The sequence below is a fragment of the Larkinella punicea genome (assembly GCF_003334855.1).
Lineage (GTDB): Bacteria > Bacteroidota > Bacteroidia > Cytophagales > Spirosomataceae > Larkinella > Larkinella punicea.
Window position 1 is genome coordinate 262,747 of the sequence record NZ_QOWE01000007.1, and the last position, 19,321, is coordinate 282,067.

Annotated in this window: 15 protein-coding genes; 10 read left to right on the forward strand and 5 right to left on the reverse strand. The window is 52.3% G+C overall.

What is annotated here, in order from left to right:
* Positions 1-21: 21 nt before the first annotated feature.
* On the reverse strand, positions 22-1,899 hold the full coding sequence (locus tag DUE52_RS10650; protein ID WP_114405987.1) for a sodium:solute symporter family protein: 1,878 nt from the start codon (positions 1,897-1,899) through the stop codon (positions 22-24).
* A 268-nt stretch (positions 1,900-2,167) separates the two neighbouring features.
* Between DUE52_RS10650 and DUE52_RS10655 the strand changes: the two genes are divergently transcribed.
* From DUE52_RS10655 to DUE52_RS10665, 3 genes are all read left to right on the forward strand, one after another.
* The gene (locus DUE52_RS10655) at positions 2,168-3,040 is read left to right on the forward strand and encodes an AraC family transcriptional regulator (protein ID WP_114405988.1); all 873 of its coding nucleotides are present in this window, start codon (positions 2,168-2,170) and stop codon (positions 3,038-3,040) included.
* A gap of 201 nt (positions 3,041-3,241) precedes the next feature.
* Complete coding sequence (locus DUE52_RS10660) at positions 3,242-3,832, forward strand: gluconate 2-dehydrogenase subunit 3 family protein (protein WP_310587801.1); 591 nt, start codon at positions 3,242-3,244, stop codon at positions 3,830-3,832.
* Positions 3,833-3,845: 13 nt separating this feature from the next.
* Complete coding sequence (locus DUE52_RS10665) at positions 3,846-5,558, forward strand: GMC oxidoreductase (RefSeq protein ID WP_114405989.1); 1,713 nt, start codon at positions 3,846-3,848, stop codon at positions 5,556-5,558.
* Between the two features lie 123 nt (positions 5,559-5,681).
* Here DUE52_RS10665 and DUE52_RS10670 read toward each other — a convergent pair whose 3' ends face one another.
* Together DUE52_RS10670 and DUE52_RS10675 are read right to left on the reverse strand one after the other, a co-directional pair.
* Positions 5,682-6,869, reverse strand: coding sequence for a glycosyltransferase family 2 protein (locus DUE52_RS10670; protein ID WP_114405990.1), 1,188 nt, complete (start codon positions 6,867-6,869; stop codon positions 5,682-5,684).
* A 274-nt stretch (positions 6,870-7,143) separates the two neighbouring features.
* Positions 7,144-7,593 (reverse strand): response regulator transcription factor, encoded by a 450-nt coding sequence (locus DUE52_RS10675; protein ID WP_114405991.1) that lies wholly within the window; start codon positions 7,591-7,593, stop codon positions 7,144-7,146.
* Between the two features lie 536 nt (positions 7,594-8,129).
* On the opposite strand from DUE52_RS10675, the gene DUE52_RS10680 reads away from it, so the two are divergent.
* The 5 genes from DUE52_RS10680 to DUE52_RS10700 all read left to right on the forward strand — a co-directional run bounded on the left by DUE52_RS10680 (position 8,130) and on the right by DUE52_RS10700 (position 14,013).
* Positions 8,130-9,308: an acyltransferase family protein gene (locus DUE52_RS10680; protein WP_114405992.1), complete on the forward strand. Its 1,179-nt coding sequence runs from the start codon at positions 8,130-8,132 to the stop codon at positions 9,306-9,308.
* A gap of 41 nt (positions 9,309-9,349) precedes the next feature.
* The gene (locus DUE52_RS10685; RefSeq protein WP_114405993.1) at positions 9,350-10,783 is read left to right on the forward strand and encodes an O-antigen ligase family protein; all 1,434 of its coding nucleotides are present in this window, start codon (positions 9,350-9,352) and stop codon (positions 10,781-10,783) included.
* A gap of 61 nt (positions 10,784-10,844) precedes the next feature.
* The gene (locus DUE52_RS10690) at positions 10,845-11,417 is read left to right on the forward strand and encodes a gluconate 2-dehydrogenase subunit 3 family protein (protein WP_114405994.1); all 573 of its coding nucleotides are present in this window, start codon (positions 10,845-10,847) and stop codon (positions 11,415-11,417) included.
* A gap of 13 nt (positions 11,418-11,430) precedes the next feature.
* Positions 11,431-13,146: a GMC oxidoreductase gene (locus DUE52_RS10695; protein ID WP_114405995.1), complete on the forward strand. Its 1,716-nt coding sequence runs from the start codon at positions 11,431-11,433 to the stop codon at positions 13,144-13,146.
* The gene (locus tag DUE52_RS10700) at positions 13,147-14,013 is read left to right on the forward strand and encodes a beta-1,6-N-acetylglucosaminyltransferase (protein WP_229312134.1); all 867 of its coding nucleotides are present in this window, start codon (positions 13,147-13,149) and stop codon (positions 14,011-14,013) included.
* Positions 14,014-14,018: 5 nt separating this feature from the next.
* Here DUE52_RS10700 and DUE52_RS10705 read toward each other — a convergent pair whose 3' ends face one another.
* Together DUE52_RS10705 and DUE52_RS10710 are read right to left on the reverse strand one after the other, a co-directional pair.
* Entirely contained in the window at positions 14,019-14,639 is a 621-nt protein-coding gene (locus tag DUE52_RS10705) for an acyltransferase (RefSeq protein ID WP_114405996.1), read from the reverse strand.
* Positions 14,640-14,657: 18 nt separating this feature from the next.
* On the reverse strand, positions 14,658-15,881 hold the full coding sequence (locus DUE52_RS10710; RefSeq protein WP_114405997.1) for a glycosyltransferase: 1,224 nt from the start codon (positions 15,879-15,881) through the stop codon (positions 14,658-14,660).
* A gap of 381 nt (positions 15,882-16,262) precedes the next feature.
* Here DUE52_RS10710 and DUE52_RS10715 point away from each other — a divergent pair, with 381 nt between their 5' ends.
* Both DUE52_RS10715 and DUE52_RS10720 read left to right on the forward strand, forming a co-directional pair.
* Positions 16,263-17,078, forward strand: coding sequence for a TolC family protein (locus DUE52_RS10715; protein ID WP_114405998.1), 816 nt, complete (start codon positions 16,263-16,265; stop codon positions 17,076-17,078).
* Between the two features lie 14 nt (positions 17,079-17,092).
* Complete coding sequence (locus DUE52_RS10720; RefSeq protein ID WP_114405999.1) at positions 17,093-19,321, forward strand: GumC family protein; 2,229 nt, start codon at positions 17,093-17,095, stop codon at positions 19,319-19,321.

The following is a 19,321-nucleotide window of genomic DNA, read 5'->3' on the forward strand; positions in this document are numbered from 1 at the left end:
AATGCACCAATTACCTGTATTTTAGTGCGTTAATACAGAGGATACTGTTACTGAAACCGGCTTCAATTCCTCCGCGGGCAGCTTGTCCCACCACGTTTTTTTGAGAATTATTGCACAAACCGCCAGGATCGTCAGCGTGACCGACAATTCGGTGTACATGCTGACGATCAGATACATCGGCAGCATTGTCAGACAGCACTGGGCCACAACGCCCACCACGACGTTGAACGCATCGCGTTTAAAGTTTTTGTTGACTTCGAACGACGGATCATCGGCCACGACCAGCTCGTGAATCGGTTGCCAGAACCCCCAGGGGCGGACGGTTCGGTAAAAGGACTTCAGCGTTTCGGATTTCGTCGGGGGTGTCAGCAGGGAACCGGCCACGCAACCGGCCAGCGACAAGCCGAACAGCAACGGGAAATAATACAACTCCAGGGTTTCTTTAAACAGGGCGGGAAAAATCAGCGCCGGAACGATCCCCGCCAGCATACCCCAGAAAAAACCGCTGGCGTTAAACCGCCACCAGTGCCATTTCAGCACGTTCGCAGCCACATAACCGCCGTACAAGGCCGACACAATCCACTGCAGGATGCTGTTGACATCCCGGACAAACAAGCCCAGCAAAATACCAAAACCGGCCACCGCCAACCCCGACGCGTAATTCATCCGGGCAATCCGCCGGTTCGATGCGCGCGGATTGACGTATTTCAGGTAAATATCATTGACAATGTAGGCCTGCGCGGCATTGAGCGTACCGGCAAATGTACCCATGAAAGCCGCCAGCAAACCCGCCAGCAACAGCCCCATCAGCCCCGCCGGAACGAATTGCAGAATGGCTGCGGGCAGAATTTCCTCAAAGTCGATGGCTCCGTTGGGGGCCTGCAGGTTGAGCTGATCAAAATGCAGCAGGGCCAGAACCGTAAAGCCCATGATCATGGCGTAGCGAACCGGCAGCAGCACGATGGATACAATACCGCTCATTTTGGCCGCATCCTGAGGAGATTGGGTCGACAGCACCTTTTGCATGTCGTAGTTGGGGGCCGGGCCGGCCAGACTCGCCAGAATGCCTTTGAAGGTCATCATCATGAAAAAAATGCCAAACAGCGAAAAACCGTCGGATTTGATTTTGGCGTTTACCGCTTCAATCCTCCCGGTCCAGTTCAGATCGTCGAGATGCCAGCTAAAAAAGGGCGTGTACCAACCTTGCGGTACGCTCAACGAACTGACCGCCAGATTGTCCATCGCGATCGACGCAATGACGAACGCGGCAATGGTCATGATGATGTACTTCAGAATGTCGCCGATGACGATGCTGGTCATGCCGCCCAGAATGGCGTAAAAAACCGCAAACGAAGTAAAAATGATGCCGTAGAAGGGGGCCACATAAGCCGGTGAAACCGTAAAAGGCAAATAGGGCGCTACGGTGGAAATGGGAATGAAGATTTCGACAAACTTGCCCAGCCCGACAAATCCGTAGGCCATGAATCCGAGGCAACTCAGCAGGGCGAAAACAACGACAACCGTGTGGGAAGCCGTTGCGCCCCGCCCGGAGCCGAAGCGGGTTCCGATCCATTCCGCGCCGGTGGATACGTTTGACCGACGCAGCCAGACGGACAGATACATCATCAGAAAAACCTGGTTGAAAACCGGCCAGAGCCACGGAATCCAGAGGCTCTTCATGCCGTAGACGAACGCCAGCGCCACCATCCACATGGTGCCCGAGATGTCGAACATATCGGATGCGTTCGACAAACCGAGCATATACCAGGGCAGGGTTTTGCCGCCCAGCATGTAAGCCTCCTTGTTCTGGGCCGCTCGTTTTTTCAACCCCAATCCCAGCAAAATAACAGCCACCAGGTAGCCGACTATGATGCTGAGATCAAGTGCTGAAAGTTTCATGAAATAGAGATTGGTTCAATGCTCCAAAAGTATACGCTTTTTCCGACTACAGAGTAATACTTTTTTAGCATTCTTTTGAACAAATGCTATTATAAAGTGAATGATAATTCTGCCAATTATCCTGTTTTAGACCAATTACACCTGTATAATACAATTATTACCAATTAATAGCTAAGTTATTCGTAAAAGGATTTGATACTATACTCACCCAAAGTATGGTACTTTTTGCCTATCTTTGTTTCTATCTTGCCTGTCACCAGCTATTCCGATGAGTGCGATTTACCGGGAAATTACCCCCCTGACCCAGAATGACTGTTACACGCTTTTTTCACGGATCAAGAAGGATTTCGATTTTCCCCTGCATTCGCACGAGGAGTTTGAACTGAACTTCATTGCCAATGGCGCCGGTACGAAACGGATCATCGGTGATCATACGGACGTGATCGAGGATCTGGAACTGGTGCTGGTGGGCAGCAATCTTCCACACGGGTGGTTCAATCACCAGGGGCCAAGCCAGGAAGTGTATGAGGTAACGATTCAGTTTCACCGCGATTTGTTCGATGAAAAACTGCTTCGGCGTAACCAGCTCAGTTTCATCCGGGTACTGCTGGAACGGTCGGCCAAAGGCATTGCGTTTTCGCGGGAAACCATCGAGTCGCTGCGCCCCCGCCTTGAAGCCCTGGCGCAGAAAAGCGGTTTTGACTCGGTGCTGGAACTGATGTCGATTCTGCACGATCTGTCCATTTCGCGGAACATGCGGACGCTCTCGAACGCGTCGTTCACCAACGATCCGCTGAATTTCAACAGCCGCCGGATTGAGAAAGCGTTCGAGTTCATGCAGGCAAATTACGACAAGGATATTTCGCTCGCCGATCTGTCCAAAGTCGTGAACATGCCGGAAGTGTCGTTCAGCCGGTTTATCAAAAAACGAACCGGGAAGACCTTCATCGACAGCCTGAACGAAATCCGGCTCGGCCACGCGTCGCGGCTGTTGATCGATACGACCCACACCATCACTGAAATATCCTACAAATGCGGTTTTAACAATATGTCGTATTTCAACCGTATCTTCCGTCGAAAAAACGGTTGTACCCCCCGCGAGTTCCGGCAGAATTATTCGGGAATCCGGGTTTTTGTATGAGTTCGGTAGTCGGTTTTTCGTTTACGGTTTTCGGTGAATGGAAATGCCTGAAAATAGCGAATAATGAATGTAGGACTTTCGCTTTTGCCCCTAAATCCCCTAAAGGGGACTTGGACGCAGCATAATCCGGATGCTATAAGTCCCCTTTAGGGGATTTAGGGGCAAAAGCGAAAGTCCTAAGAATAACGAAAGTTCCCGTAAATGGAAAACCAAATACCCAAAACCAAAAATAACCTCGTGGAAAGACGAAAAGCACTTAAAAGTTTGGCGGTGGCCGTGGGCGGACTGGTGAGTCTGCCGGGTTGGGCAAACGGCTGGAGTTCGGCAAACCTCCCAGCCGGAGCGTCGTTTCTGGCCCCTCGCGCCGATGCGGTTTTAGCCGAAGTGGTGGAAACCATCCTGCCGGCCACCGACACCCCGGGCGCAAAAGCACTGGGCGTTCACACGTTCATCCAGAAAATTGTGACGGATTGCATGGAACCGTCGGCGCAGGACAGTTTAACCAAAGGACTGACGGCCGTGGAAGCCCTCGCCCGGAAAACCTACAGCAAATCGTTTGCCTCGCTCGATGCCGGTGAGAAAGCCGAGGTGCTGAAAACCATGAGCCAGTCGTCGGATGCCGACGAAAAAGGATTTTTTTCGCTGGTAAAAGGCATGACCATCCGGGGCTACATGACCTCCGAATACGTCATGAACAACATCACCCACTACGAAATGGTACCCGGTCGCTACCACGGTTGTGTGCCGGTGGTGGCCAAAAACACAACGCCTAAAACGCAACAAAACAAATAGCAGCCCGAACCCTATGGCAAATTTTGCAATTGATGCAGTAAAAGCAACCACGTATGACGCCATCGTGATCGGATCAGGGATCAGTGGCGGCTGGGCTGCGAAAGAGTTGACGGAGAAAGGTTTGCGCACGCTGGTGCTGGAAAGGGGCCGCGATGTCAAGCATGTGGTCGACTACCCCACCACCATGCTCAACACCTGGGAAATGGAACACCGGGGGCAGTTGCCGCTCGGCATCCGGAAAGAAAACCCGATTGTGGGCAAATGTTACGCCTTCCACGAAGGGTCGGCGCATTTTTTCGTGAAGGATGCGGAACACCCGTATGTACAGGAAAAACCGTTCGACTGGATTCGGGGCTATCAGGTGGGGGGTAAATCCCTGCTGTGGGCGCGCCAGACCCAGCGCTGGAGCGACTTCGACTTTCAGGGTCCGGCCCGCGACGGTTTTGCGGTCGACTGGCCGATTCGCTACGCCGACATTGCGCCCTGGTATAGCCACGTTGAAAAATTCGCCGGTATTACGGGGAACAAAGACGGTTTAGCCACCTTGCCCGACGGTGAGTTTCTGCCGCCACACGAGTGGAACTGCGTTGAAAAATACTTTAGCCAGCAGATGGCGGCCAAATACAAAGACCGGCCGGTTATCATGGGCCGGGCCGCCCACATCACCAAACCGCAGCCGATTCACCTGCAACAGGGCCGGGCGCAATGCCAGCACCGGACCATTTGTGAGCGCGGCTGTCCGTTTGGCGGGTATTTCAGCAGCAACGCTTCGACCCTGCCCTGGGCTGCCAAAACCGGCAAGCTGACGCTGCGCCCCCATTCGGTGGTGCATTCGATTATCTACGACGAGAAAAAAGGCAAAGCCACCGGCGTACGCGTGATCGACGCGACTACCAAGGAAATGATCGAGTTTTATGCCCGGATCATTTTTGTCAATGCGGCCGCTTTGAACACCAATCTGGTGCTGCTGAACTCCACCTCGAACCGGTTTCCGAACGGGTTGGGCAACGACAGTGGTGTGCTGGGCAAATATGCCGCATTCCACAACTACCGGGCAGGTATTTCGGGTGAATACGACGGGTATCTGGAATCGACGACCGAAGGCCGACGCCCCAACAGCCCCTACATTCCGCGATTCCGGAACGTTCATAAACAGGAAACCGACTTCCTGCGCGGTTACGCGGCCGGTTTTTCAGCCAACCGCATTTCCCGGTCGAACCAGGAGGGTTTCGGTGCCGATCTGAAAGCCAATCTGGCCAATCCGACGCTGGGCGGCTGGAGTGTGGGCTCCCACATGATGGGCGAAACCATTCCAAAAGAGAGCAATTACGTGGCACTGGACAAAGACCTGAAAGATCCGTTTGGCATTCCGCAGTTGAAAGTGTCGATTGTGTATGACGACAACGACGACAAAATGGTGAAGGATTACCAGGAGCAAATGATGGAAATGTTCACCGCAGCCGGTTTTAAGAACCTTCGCGTTCGCGACGACAAACGCAATCCGGGGCTGGATATTCACGAAATGGGCGGGGCTCGCATGGGCAAAGATCCCAAGACGTCGATTCTCAACAAATGGAACCAGATGCACCACGTCAAAAATGTGTTCGTGACCGACGGGGCCTCGATGACGTCTACCTCAACCCAAAACCCGTCGCTGACCTACATGGCGCTGACGGCCCGGGCGGTGGACTACGCGGTGAAAGAGATGAAAAAGATGAATCTTTGAGTTTTTTGAGTGGAGGGAGGTTATTTCGCGGAGTTTAGCGGAGAAAAAAAGGAGTTTAGCAGAGAAAATACACTCCGCTAGACTCCTTTTTTTCACCGCTAAACTCCGCGATAAAACTTTTCACTATTTTACGCTCGTCTCCCCGTGGGGCGTGTGCAGAAATTTCTTCCCGGCGGCTTTGATTTTCAGCAGGGAACGCATCATGCGAAAGACCAGCAGCGGGAAAGTCAGAACATCCCGAATCGATATTTTCTGCCAGAGGTAGCCCGGAATCGAGATCAGGAGGCTGAACAGCAACGTTACCAGCATAAAGCCGAAGTAGCCCCAAATCACCGGATTGCCAATCACCAAACCAACCAGTGTTCCCAGAAATAGAAACGCTAGAAACAGCACGCGTGGGATGAGCAGCGCCTTCAGCAACCCATTGAACGCATGCCAGTTACCCCTCATCAACTGCCGGATGCCGGTGCCGAAATACAGCTTCACAAAATGAATCTGGGCGGCAATCCAACGGGTACGCTGGCGTTCAAAAACTTCCAGATTTTGAACCTTCTCGTCATAAATGAGTGCCTGTTTCAGGTACCCGATCTCAATATCTTCCGTCAGCAGCAGCATTTCCAGTTCTTTGTCGTAGCCCCCCACCGACCGAATCTGGCCCATCGCCCGCTTCATCGTCTCGGGTTCAAACGCCATGCCTGACCCAATCAGCGATGCCGAGAAGCCCAGCGCCCGCTGTCCGCCCCGAAACAGGTGGTTGTTGACCTCTTCATTCATGGCGTCTAAAACCGCTACGCTGGTGTTCGTGTTTTTAGCCACCCGATGCCCCTGAACCGCCCGCCAACCACAGTCGAAAGCCTGGTTGATGCGGTGCAGAAAATCAGGCGCCATGTGGTTGTCGGCATCGGAAACGAGCACGATGTCGTATACCTGTTCCGGAAGCAGTTCGAGGGCTTTTGTCAACGATTTCTGAACCGTCGATTCTTCAAAACTCACCACCAGAACCTTGACCGGAAAATGGGCAAGCTGCTGCAATGTCTCGGCGCGAAACGAGTCGGCAATCACATAAATATCGTAGAAATCAGCAGGATACGTCTGCTGAAGATTGGCCTGGACCGAGTCCAGAATGACTTTATCCTCCTTGTAGGCGGGTACCAGAACGGCAATTCGGCGGGTGCGAGTGGTGGTTTTGCTTGCGGGTTCGCTGTCGTCTCCGCCAAACCAGCCTGCCAGGGCACAAATCAGAAGATACAGAATGTTAAACCCGAGGTACAGACCGACTGGCAGAAAAATCAGATATCCTACAAAATCCATGATCTGGTAAAATTATCACTGTACAAATCAATTTCGTTCGTCAATTTGTCTGATAATCTTCGCTTCACCCAGGATACAACTGTTTTTTCTACGGCGGTCTTCCTCTTTCTAACCATCAGATTCATACCGATCTGACAGCAAATAATATACCATTTAATCAGTTAAACGTATTCTTAACCCAAAGATTTCCTTTCAGGCTTGGGCTGCGTACTTTTCAGGGGTCTACTTTCAATAAGTAGGACAGAGAAATTAATGTCTGGTAATAAAACACTCATTAAGCCCGGACGGGTACTGCCTGTGCGTAAAAGGGGGCCACACCAACCGCGGGCCGCGAAAAGGCATTCGACGCCCGACGAAGCATTGCCCGGATTTTGGCCTTCAATTCGAGGGGATTAAACGGTTTTGCCATGCAATCATCAGCGCCATTTTCCAGACACCGAATGCGGAAGTTGCTGTCTTCAGAACCCGACAGAGCCAGAATGGGAAGCGAATGGTAGCGGCTGCTTTTGCGAACCAGTTGGATCAATTCCAAACCGTCCACCTTCGGCACTTTCAGGTCGGTGACAATAAAATCGACAGACAGGCCTTTTTCGAGCAAATTCATGGCTTCATTCCCGTTGGAGACCACAATCACATTGAATTCGGGGGCAAGCGTCTCCTGTAGGATACGAACCAGGAAACGGTTACTCTCTACAATTAACAGGTTTATTTTCGGAACTTTCATAGCAAGTTGTTGTTTGGGTCAAATCGACATACTAAAAAATCAAGGCAACATTCAAATATTAAGTAAAAACACTCATACACCACTTCATTTCTTGCAAATTAACGGGCAAATACCAGATATAAAAACAGCATCTGCATGGGTTTTGAATCTGGTTTTATTTGGCTATAAAACTACCTAATAACCTGTTTAATAAGCATTTAAATCATTTTTCCACTAACCCACGCCCTTATCACTTCTGATTATTATCAAACACTGGGACAAATATAGAGTACCTAATTTGAAGTCAAAACAAAATGTGTAATTATTTTTGCAATATAAGAAATTAATCATGCCACCTACATTCTAATTGCCAGAAAACAAACCGGAATACGGCCTCATGCCGGAAATGTTACCGTATTTCTACTCTGGGTATCACTCATTATACAGAATACGCAAATTACCAGACACACTTGGCACGATATGTGATTAGTATTCAAGGCTACTCCTGACAGATTACGACTGTTTTTCAATGGTAGCCCGTGAACACAACCGGTACGATGCGAGCAGTCTACTTTCCCAATTTAAACGGCTTACGATTCATCGCTGCTCTTTGGGTGATCATTCACCACATCGAACAAATCAAGCTCATTTTCAAAGTCGATAACTACTGGCACCTGCCCTTCGTCGATCTGATCGGCAAGCTGGGTGTCGTGCTTTTTTTTGTCCTGAGCGGTTTTCTGATTACCTACCTGCTTTTGCAGGAAAGAGCGGTTACGGGTACGATCGCGATCCGCCATTTTTACCTGCGACGGGTGCTCAGAATCTGGCCGCTGTATTACCTGATCGTGGCTTTAGGTTTGTTCGTACTGCCCCACATTCCGTTTTTTGACATTCCGGTTTATTCTGATTTACTGCACAGAAGCTTCCTGGTCAAAGTCATTCTGTTCATCGTCATTCTGCCCAACCTGGTGGCCACGCCCGTACCCCACATCAACCAGACCTGGTCGATTGGGGTGGAGGAGCAGTTCTACGCGTTCTGGCCTTTGCTGATGAAAAAGGTAGGCCATCCGCTGCGGGTGGCTGTGGGCACAATTGTGGTCTATCTGCTGATCAAGTTTGGCCTGCTTTTCTTAACCTCCAATGGCATTACCAATCAGGCAATCAGCTTTATAGCAAAATTCTGGAACAGCTTCAATGTGGATTGCATGGCGATTGGCGGTGTGATTGCCTGGGCACTTTTTTACCGCCGGGAAGGCATTCTTCGCGTGCTGTTCAACCGCTGGTTGCAAGCCGGCGTATACCTGCTAACGGCTTTCATGATCGTTCGGGGGGTGGAAATACCGTATCTGCACCAGGAAACCTATGCCTGTCTGTTTGCGGTGATCATTCTCAACCTGGCCGCCAATAAACAGACACTCATCAAGCTCGAACACCCGATTTTACATTACCTCGGCAAGATTTCGTTTGGCATTTACATGTACCACATGATCGCGATTGTAATCGCTTTCAAACTGTTGCAACCCGTTTTTCCGGGCAACAACTGGCTGCTCTACAGTGCCAGCATTCTGCTAACCATTCTGCTGGCTGCGGCCTCCTACGAATGGTTTGAACGCCGGTTTATCAAGGCTAAAATCAAGTATTCCAAAGTCGTTAGTGGCGACAATATTGCCGAGCCGGCCACTAGTCCACCCGGCGTTTCCGACGCCATTCAACCGACCCTGACCAACACCAAATAACCATACCTTGAGCGCCTTTCAGGGGGTTCCAATTCGCAAAAATGGGCAATCAGACCGCTTCCTTATCGTATGCTATACAGAAGAACTTCTGGTTATTCAGCCTGCTGGGAACGCTCATTGCCGTGGCTTCCGGCTTTTTAATTGCCAGACTAGGAATTCTCGGATCGGCGGTTATTATCATCCTTCCGCTCGGGCTTCTGCTGGTGGGAGGTGTGCTGGCCGAACCTAAATTTGGTTTTCTGGTCTATGTACAGCTCAGTTTTCTGGTTAATGCCCTCGCCCGTTTTCTGCCCGTCAGCATTCCATTCGGGATGATTATCGACGGCATTCTCGGACTAACTGTGCTGAGTTTGATCGTGAACAACCGGCGATTGTCGTGGAAACGGCTGCACCACCCCGCTTTTTACCTCGTCGGAATCTGGTTCTTTTACACGGTGCTGGAAATCTTTAACCCGGAATCGCCCTACCGGGCTGCCTGGTTTTTCCACGCCCGCTCCTTTTCCCTGCATTTTTTCATCGTCACCTGCACCATTCTGGTCGTCGATCTGACGCGGGCCGACATTCTGCTTATTCTGCGAACCTGGCTCGTCTGGTCCTTTCTGGCGGCACTGTGGGCGTTCAAGCAGCAATACATTGGCCTGACAACCAATGAGATGATCTGGCTGAATTCGGGGGCGGCTTCGACGCACATCCTGTTTGGTCACCTGCGCAGTTTCTCGTTTTATACCGATGCTTCGCAGTTTGGGGCCGAAATGGCCGCCGTTTCACTCCTTTGCTTTATCTGGAGCTTTGAAGCCGAAACGTGGCCGCGCAAGCTGGGTTACCTGTTCCTGTTGCTGGTCTATTTCTGGGGCTACGCCGTTTCGGGAACGCGCAGCGCCCTTTTTGTGCTGATTGCCGGCTACGGTTTTTATCTCTTCATGAAGCGGGACCTGGTCAAAATTGCCATCGGAATTTGCGTGGCGGCTCCCCTGCTTTTTGTCCTGAAATACACCAACGCCGGTAGCGGGAATTACCAGATTCAACGCATGCGAACGGCCCTGAACCCGCTGGAAGATCCGTCGTTTCTGTTGCGGTTGAAAAACCAGCAAAAACTGGCTAACTACCTGAAAGACTTGCCATTCGGTGCGGGCATCGGAACATCGCTCGATACCGGACAGCGGTTTTCGCCCAACCACTGGGCGGCCCAGATTTCGCCGGATAGCTGGTATGTGGAGCTTTGGATCGAAACCGGTCGGGTGGGCATGATTCTGTACATTACGATGCTGATCGCACTGATTTCAATTGGGGTCTACCGGGTCTGGCACTTGAAAGACCCCTGGCTCACCTCCACGATGCGGGGTCTGGTGGCGGTGTTTGTCGGCATTGCCGTCATGGGGTATTCCAACCCGGTTCTGGGTCAGTTCCCCACCAGTTCGATGCTGTTCATCAACGCGCTGCTGTTTACCACCTGCAATCGGTGGGACAAGCGCTAGACAGTTTACGGTTTTCAGTATTCGTAATTAAAAACAGTCTAATCCTTATTCCTCAACCTCTATGAAACGTCGCCAAGCCATTCTGGGGATCACCCTTTTAGGAGCTGGCAGTGTAGCCTTCAGTGGCTTCAAGTGGATTTCCTGGTACAAAAAACCCGATCTGGTGTACATCCACAGCCAGAAAAAACTCCTGGCCGCTTTGGCTGAAACGATTATTCCGGCCACCGATACGCCGGGCGCCATTGATGCCGGTGTACCCAATTTCATCCTGAAAATGGTGCTTGAAAACACCCTGAAGGTTTCCCAAAACCGCTTCATCGAAGGCCTGAAAGCCGTCGATCCCTACAGCATCAGCCGGTTTGGAAAATCGTATATAAAATGCTCCCGGAAAGAGCAAAACGAAGTGATGCGGCATTTTGAAAAAGACGGAAAACCGTTTGAAGGAATTCCCGGAAAAGTGGAGCGGAAACTGATTGGCAATTCATTTTTTACCACCTTGAAAGAATACACCTGCGTCGGTTATTATACGTCGATGACCGGGGCAACCCAGGGGCTGGCCTATGTTTTTACGCCCGGCCACTACACCGGTTGCATTCCGCTTTTTGCCGGACAAAAATCCTGGGCCATCCGCTAATTACGATCTTTCCATGACCCCCATTCCTGTTAAAAACAACGGAAAAGAATTGTATACCTACGATGCCATTGTCGTCGGCTCCGGCATTAGTGGTGGCTGGGCCGCCAAAGAACTCTGTGAGCAGGGCTTGAAAACGCTGGTGCTGGAACGGGGCCGGAACGTCGAGCACATCACCGACTACCCCACCTCCGAGAAAAGCGCCTGGGAGTTCCCGTACCGGCTTAGCACGGTGTTGCAGGATCGGCGGCAGAGTCCGGTTCAAAGCAGTTGTCCGGTCTATAACGAAGCCACCAAACATTTTTTTGTCAACGACCAGGAACATCCCTACATCCAGGAAAAGCCGTTTTCGTGGATTCGGGGCTACCAGGTCGGTGGGCGGTCGCTCACCTGGGCGCGGCAATGTTACCGGCTCGGCGAACTGGATTTCGAAGCCAACGCCAAAGACGGGATTGCCGTCGACTGGCCCATTCGGTACAGGGAAATTGAACCCTGGTACGATTACGTCGAGAAATTTGTCGGCATCAGCGGTCAGGCCGAAGGAATCCCCCATTTACCAGACAGCCAGTTTTTGCCCCCCATGGAGCTGAACTGCGTGGAAACCCACCTGAAACAGCAGATTCGCCGACACTACAAAGACCGGATTCTTACCATTGGCCGGGTTGCAAACCTCACGCGCGGCTGGAACGGGCGTGGCCCCTGCCAACACCGGAACCTGTGCAACCGGGGCTGCCCGTTTGGCGGCTATTTCAGCAGTAACTCGGGCACCTTACCCGCAGCAGCCCATACCGGAAACCTCACGTTACGGCCGGATTCCATTGTGGCCGAAGTGCTGTATGACGAACGCAAAAACCGGGCAACCGGCGTGCGGGTGATCGATGCGCACACGCACGAAGTGACCGATTATTATGCCCGAATCATCTTCCTGAATGCGTCGACAATTGCCACGGCCTCGATTTTGCTAAATTCCGTTTCCAGCCGGTTTCCCAACGGACTGGGCAATTCTAGCGATCAGGTCGGGCGGAATCTGATGGATCATTTCATGATGGGAGGAGCACAGGGCGAGTTTGAAGGCTTTCAGGATCAGTACTATAGCGGTCGGCGACCCACCGGTTTCTACGTTCCCCGCTTCCGCAACATCAGCCCCGAAACCCGGAGCAAGGACTATCTGCGCGGGTTTGGCTACCAGGGCCGGGGCGAACGGGCCGAGTGGGGTGAATTATACCGGGGCACCAGCGGTTTTGGTGAATCGCTGAAAGCCACCCTCGCGACGCCCGGCCCCTGGAACGTGGTGATGGGGGCCTGGGGCGAGACCCTCCCCTACGACGACAACCGGGTGACGATCGACACCCAGGAGCGCGACCAATGGGGTTTGCCACTCGTGCGGGTCAATTTTAAGTACCGCGAAAACGAGATCAACATGCGCCCGGACATCAAAAACAGCGCGGCAGAAATGCTCGAAAAAGCCGGGTTCAAAAAGGTGGAAAAATTCTATTTCGACCAGCCGCCGGGTTCGGCCATTCACGAGATGGGAACCGCCCGGATGGGCCGCGACCCCAAAACGTCGGTGCTCAATGCCTTCAACCAGATGCACGATGTCAAAAATGTGTATATTACCGACGGCAGTTGCATGACCTCGTCGGCCTGCCAGAATCCGTCGCTGACCTACATGGCGTTGACGGCCCGTGCCTGCGCCCATGCGGTTTCTGAAATGAAGAAATTAAATCTGTAGATGATAGCGAACGACCGCCTGAAACTGGCCCATTTGATTCTGGCCCACGGACAACCCGAGCAACTCAGCCGCCTGATTCAGTCATTGCAGCACCCGAATGCGGATTTTTACATTCACATTGACGAAAAAACCGATCTGACGCCGTTCCTGAAAATGCGGAAAAACCTGAACGTTTTCTTCATCCGAAAACGGGAAAAGGTGTTTTGGGGAGCCTACAGCATTGTTCAGGCCACGCTGAACGGGTTTGAACAAATCGTCGCTTCCGGCATTCCGTATGCATACATCAATCTGTTGAGTGGCCAGGATTATCCACTCAGACCGCCCGGTTTTATCCATGATTTCCTGAAAGAAAACGCCGGAACGCAGTTCATGGAATTTTTGTCGGTAGATTACGAATGGCATGAGGCTCTGCCACGGGTGAAAAAATACCACCTCATCAATTACTCTTTTTCCGGAAAATACGCGGTCGAAAAGTTGCTGAATGCGGTATTACCCAACCGGAAAGCGCCGGAAAATCTAACCTTTGTGGGTCGTTCCCAATGGTTTACGATTACTTTGGGCGCGGTTCGCTACATTCTGCTGTATCTCCGGGAACATCCGCAGGTCGTCCGATTTTTTAAAATGACCTGGGGGGCCGACGAACTGATTTTTCAAACGATTCTGTATAATTCCGCTTTCAAACCGGCGATGCGCAACGAGAACCTGCGCTACATCGACTGGTCGGAAGGAAACGCGAGCCCGAAAACGCTGACGATCGCGGACGAAACCGCCTTGCGGAACTCCGGGAAGCTGTTCGCGCGGAAATTCAACAGCACGACGGAACCCGAAATCATGGACATTCTGGACGCTTCGTTCCTGAAAAGCTGACGTTTTCAGACCTGAACCGCCGGTTTTGTCCACGTTTTCTCGACCGGGTCATACTGCTTCAGCAAGCGGGCCGGGTTTCCGCCCACCACGGAATATGCCGGAACGTTCCGGGTAACGACGCTCCCCCCCGCCACCACCGAATGCCGCCCGACGGTGACACCCGCCGTAATGACGACATTGGCGCCAATCCAGCATTCGTCTTCAATCACGATCGGCCGGGTGACGACGGGCTGCTCCCGAATCGACCGGCTCACGTCTTCGTAGGAATGGTTCAGACCCGACAGAACGACGTGCTGGGCAATGATCACATCCGTCCCGATCGTCACCGGCCCAATCACCACCGACCCAATGCCGACCGTACACCGATCGCCAATCGTCACCGGCCCCACGCCGTTGTTGATCACACTGAACGCTTCGATCACACTGTGTGAACCCAGCGCAAACGGGCTGAAAGGCAGCACATCGAGCCGCACCGACGAGCGGACCATCGACGTCCGGTGCCGTTTGTGGATGAACGGATTCACGAACCAGCTCACCCATCGCCGGGGCCGGGCCTCATGCCGGGGAATCAACAGCCAGTGGATCAGGTGTTTTAGCCGGGGGTTGCGGTCGATGAACGCTTTCATACGGTTTTCAGGAACGAGTCAGGTGGTTTGGGGCTGAGAAACAAGCAGTTGGTCAATGGCATCGGTTAAGGCACCCACCGAATTGGCCCAGGTATGCTCCCAGGCAAAGGCAATCCGTTCGTCGGGCGACGACAGGATATTCCCATTCAGAACATCGGCGATGCGGGCAACAAATTGCTCTGCGTTTTCGGCCAGGTAAACGTGTCGGTCAAACAACGCCATCGTTTCCGTTTTACCGGCAACCACCGGTTTTCCCATCGCCAGGTATTCGTCAATTTTGCGCGGATAATTCCCGATGGTCACCTCATTCAGAACCTGCGGATTGATCAATACGTCCATAGCCGCCAGATAGGCCGGAATCTGATGGGGCGATTTGGGACCTAGAAACGTTACATTGGGCAGGGCGTTCAATTGTTCGGTGGGGAACGAATCGTCGGTGGCACCAATCAGAACAATCTGCCAGTCAGGCCGTTGGCGGGCTACGGTTTCGATCAAACCGCCATCCAGCCGCAAACCGGTGAGCGCGCCGGCGTAGCCGATGCGGGGATGGGGAATCGCGGCCATGTCGACCGGTATTTCGTGGATAGCTGCCGGATCGAACATTTTCAGGTCACACCCCTGCCCGACATAAACTGAGCGCGGGTTGTACCGGGCCGCCTGATTGGCGAGATAGAGCGAATTGCTCGCCACCAGATCGACCTTGCTCATCAGCAGCGGTTCCAGCCGTTCGCCGTGCCGTTTCCAGAAATCGACCGCCAGAAAATTGTCCCGCAGGTAATAGACATACACCGCCGGTTTGAGCAATTCCTTCAGGTAAAATCCCTGAAGCATGTCATTGTCATTGATGAGAACGAAGGAGTTCCAGCCTAACTCCTTCACCGCCAGCTTTATTTCGTCCGACAAAACCGTTCCGTTGTAGCGGTTGGCCCAATCGTACAGGGGCGTGTCGGGCAACCAGTTGAAGGAGCCCAGCAACGATTGGGGCGACAACACCCAGAGGTTCGGTTCGGCCTGAAACAGGTGCTTCCCCTGGTTTTCGGCCACAAATTCATCGCGTCGCTGCGCCCGGCCCGATTTTTTGGAAAGCCGCGCCGACCAATCCAGCGGTTCGTTGACAAACAGCACCGGATTGTTTTCGGACAAAGTCCGGGCCATGTCCCGAATGTTGCTGCCCAACTGCTTTTCCTCCCAGGGCTGCCGGGATGTGATGACAAAATTCGTTCTGCCAGACAACTTATTCATGATTCCGTATGATACCTGATTAGACTTTCTGGATGATCTTTAATTTTGTCTGATAAATAGCATCTTCACCAATCTCTTCCATGAAATAACAGAGCAAATAGTATGCTTAATTTTCAGGGGAATAGCGCGCCAGTGTATTTGTCTGGTAATTTAAAATGGGTCAGGCTCAAATCATTTTCGAAATAAATATTACCGGGGTCACCCTGTATATATACGCAGACTCATTATCTTACAATATAAAGAAAAACAATCAGTTAAGAAAAATACCTACTTTATCGCTATGGCTGTGCCACAAATCTCACAGCCATAGTGTGGTACTGTTTTTGCTACCAGTATTCTGTTAATTATATCATGCGACCTTCTACCGGCCGATCCTCTGTGATGACATCCAGATTATTAAATTTAGTATTCAATACACATCGAAAGGGCATCATACTGCCTTTATGTTGTCTATTTATACCCTCTCTGCTCTACGGTCAAACGACGGCTCCCACCGCCCAAACGCCCGCTGCTCAGGCGGCTTCGGCACCCAACGATACCCTCTACCTCGACATTACCCAGGATCTGTCCACACAACTGCTGCCTTTTGAAGAAATCTACAAACTCGCCCTCGCCCGTTCTCCCCTGATCCGGCTGGAAAATGAGTCCATTATTACCCAAAATGCGGATTACAAACTTTCTAAAATACAGATTCTGGAGTCGGCGACCGGTTTTACCAATTACTCCTTCGGGAACCAGGCAATTCTGTCGAACACCTCTTTTGGGGCCGATGCCCTGGGGCAGATTGCCAATGGATACCGGACGGGCGTTGGGCTTCAAATCAGTCTGTATGACCTGTTTGGCAGAGGGCATAAAATCCGGCAGGCCCGCGCGAATTATCAGACATCAATAATCAAAAAAGAAATTGCAGAGTTACAACTAAAAAAAGATCTGGTTACCGTCTATCAGGATTTGATGACCTCGCAGCGGGTTTTAAAAATCCGGATTCAGGACGAACAGGCGGCTTTTGCGGTCTACCGGATTGCCGAAGCCGACTCCCAACAGGGGCGCATCGATCCGAAAAGCATGGCCACGGCCAGCAATGGCTACGCCCAAACGAAGTCCATTGCCGAACAGGCACGCGGAGAATTCCTGAAAAACGTCTTCTACCTTGAAGCAACAGTGGGCGTTCCGATTCAACAACTAAAACGGAAATAACTCCAATCTCGTCAATGACACCACGGGTTTTCCTGCGTCTTTTAAAACAACATGCGCTCTGGTTTATTCTGATTCCCGTTCTGACGGCGGGTTCAGTTTATTATTTTACGAAAGATGACCCCCGGATTTTTAAATCCCAGGCAACGCTCTACACGGGTCTGGCGTCCGGCTATTCGCTGCTTTCGGATCAGCAGGCCGGTTTTATCGACCACTCCGCGGCTGCTTTTGAAAACCTGCTGACCACCCTCAATTCGAAGGAAACCCTGCGTCAGATCGGGGTGTCTTTGCTGACCCGACACCTGCCGCTCGACAAGCCGGACGGTAAAATTCTGTCACAACCAGCCTTCCAGGAACTTCGTCTGTACATCCCGGAAAATTTGCGGCTTTCGCTGACCAAAAACGCGGACGAAGCCACGCTGCACGCCCGGATCGACAGCCTCTCCCGCACCGCTACCGACAACCCCGTTCAGTTTGTCCTGATGAAATCGTACGCCTATTGCTCAATTGCAACGATTGGCAAGAAATTGAAAGCAACGCGCCGAAGCCCCAGCGACATGCTTGATTTGGAGTATGAATCGACTGATCCGGCGGTGGCGCAGCAAACGCTGAGCAATGCCATTACGATCCTGAACAAACGGTATACGACCCTGAAAACCGCCGAGACCAACTCGGTGGTCAGTTATTACGAAGAACAAACGAAGGCAACAAAGCAGCGACTGGATGATGCCGAAAACAAACTTCGGGCTTTCAGTGTGCAGCATAAATTGCTGAATTTCGAGGAGGAATCGAAAAACGTCGCGGCTTCGCGTGAGCTTTTTTCCGGCGATTACAACAAGGAGCTGATGACCAACAAAGCCGCCAAGGCGTCCATGGATGCGTTGAACAAACGCCTGGGGCAACTGGGGCCTCTGCTGCTGGCCAATGGTGATCTGAAAGCAAAACAGGCCGATTTAACCGACGCGCAGAATCAGTTGGTCAACGCCCAGGCGTATGGACAGCCGCAAAACGTCGTTACGCGGTTGCAGAACCGGGTCGAACAGGCCTCGGAAGCCCTGAAAGTAACTGCCCGCAACTATACGGCGGCCGAAAGTACGCCCGAATCCATCCCGCAACGCACCCTGTTGAACGAGTGGCTGGAGAAGGTAATCGACTTTGAAGAATCGTCGGCCCGGCTCGAAGTCTACAAATCCCGCATGGGCGAATACCAGGCCAAAACCGAGGAATACAGCCCGCTGGAATCCGAACTTCGGCAGCTAAACCGGGATTTGACACAGGCCGAAAAAGACCACATCGCGTCGGTTCACTATCTGAATCAGGCCATTACGCACCGCCAGGACATTTCTGTCGAAGGGGCCTTGACCACGCTGGATGCCCCGAATTTTCCGTACGACGCGCAATCGAAACGCTGGCTGTTCATTGCGCTGGGCTTCGGCGTGGGCTTGTTCATTGCCCTGCTGTTGACCGCCATCCGGTTCTGGATCGACCGCCGGATCAGCTCGCCGGAGCAGGCCGAGTCGTTGATCGGACGACCCGTTGCCGCCGTTTTCCCGACCGTTCGCAAGTTCACGATCGACTCCAAAGCGGGCCGGACGGCCCTGAGCATGTTCGAGCAGTTGTGCAATGCGATCAATTTCGAGATCATCAAAACCACCGCGACGAAACCGTATCCGCCCCTGATCACGCTGTTCAGTGTGCGGTCGAAACAGGGAAAAACCTGGGTGGCCAACAGCCTCGGCAGGATGTATGCCGAAGCCGGCCAGCAGGTCGCTTATTGTTATCCGCGCCTGAACGACGAGCAGCAGAAAATCGAGCAGGAAGGCGTTACATTTTTCCCCTACACCCGGCGCTCGGACCTGATGAACGTCACGGAAATCGATTACCTGTTCGATGAAGAAACCAAATTCGATGCCTCCCAATACGACCGAATTATTCTGGAAATACCGGCGCTCATCAGCAGTCCGATTCCGGTTTATCTGATCGATCAAAGTACGGTTTCGATTCTGGTGACGGATGTCAACAGCATCTGGGCCCGAACGGAGCGGAAAGTGCTGGAGATGTACCTGAAAATTGCCACCCACACGGTCGTAACGGTATTGAACCGGGTCGACGGCAGTTACATCGACGCCCCCAGCAAGGCCGATGCCCAGCAAAGACCGGTTCAGCCCGAGCATTCGGTGGAAGTGCAACGCACCCTCCGTTCATTGGAAAACCAGCGGACGCTTCAATACGGAAAACTATCGTAG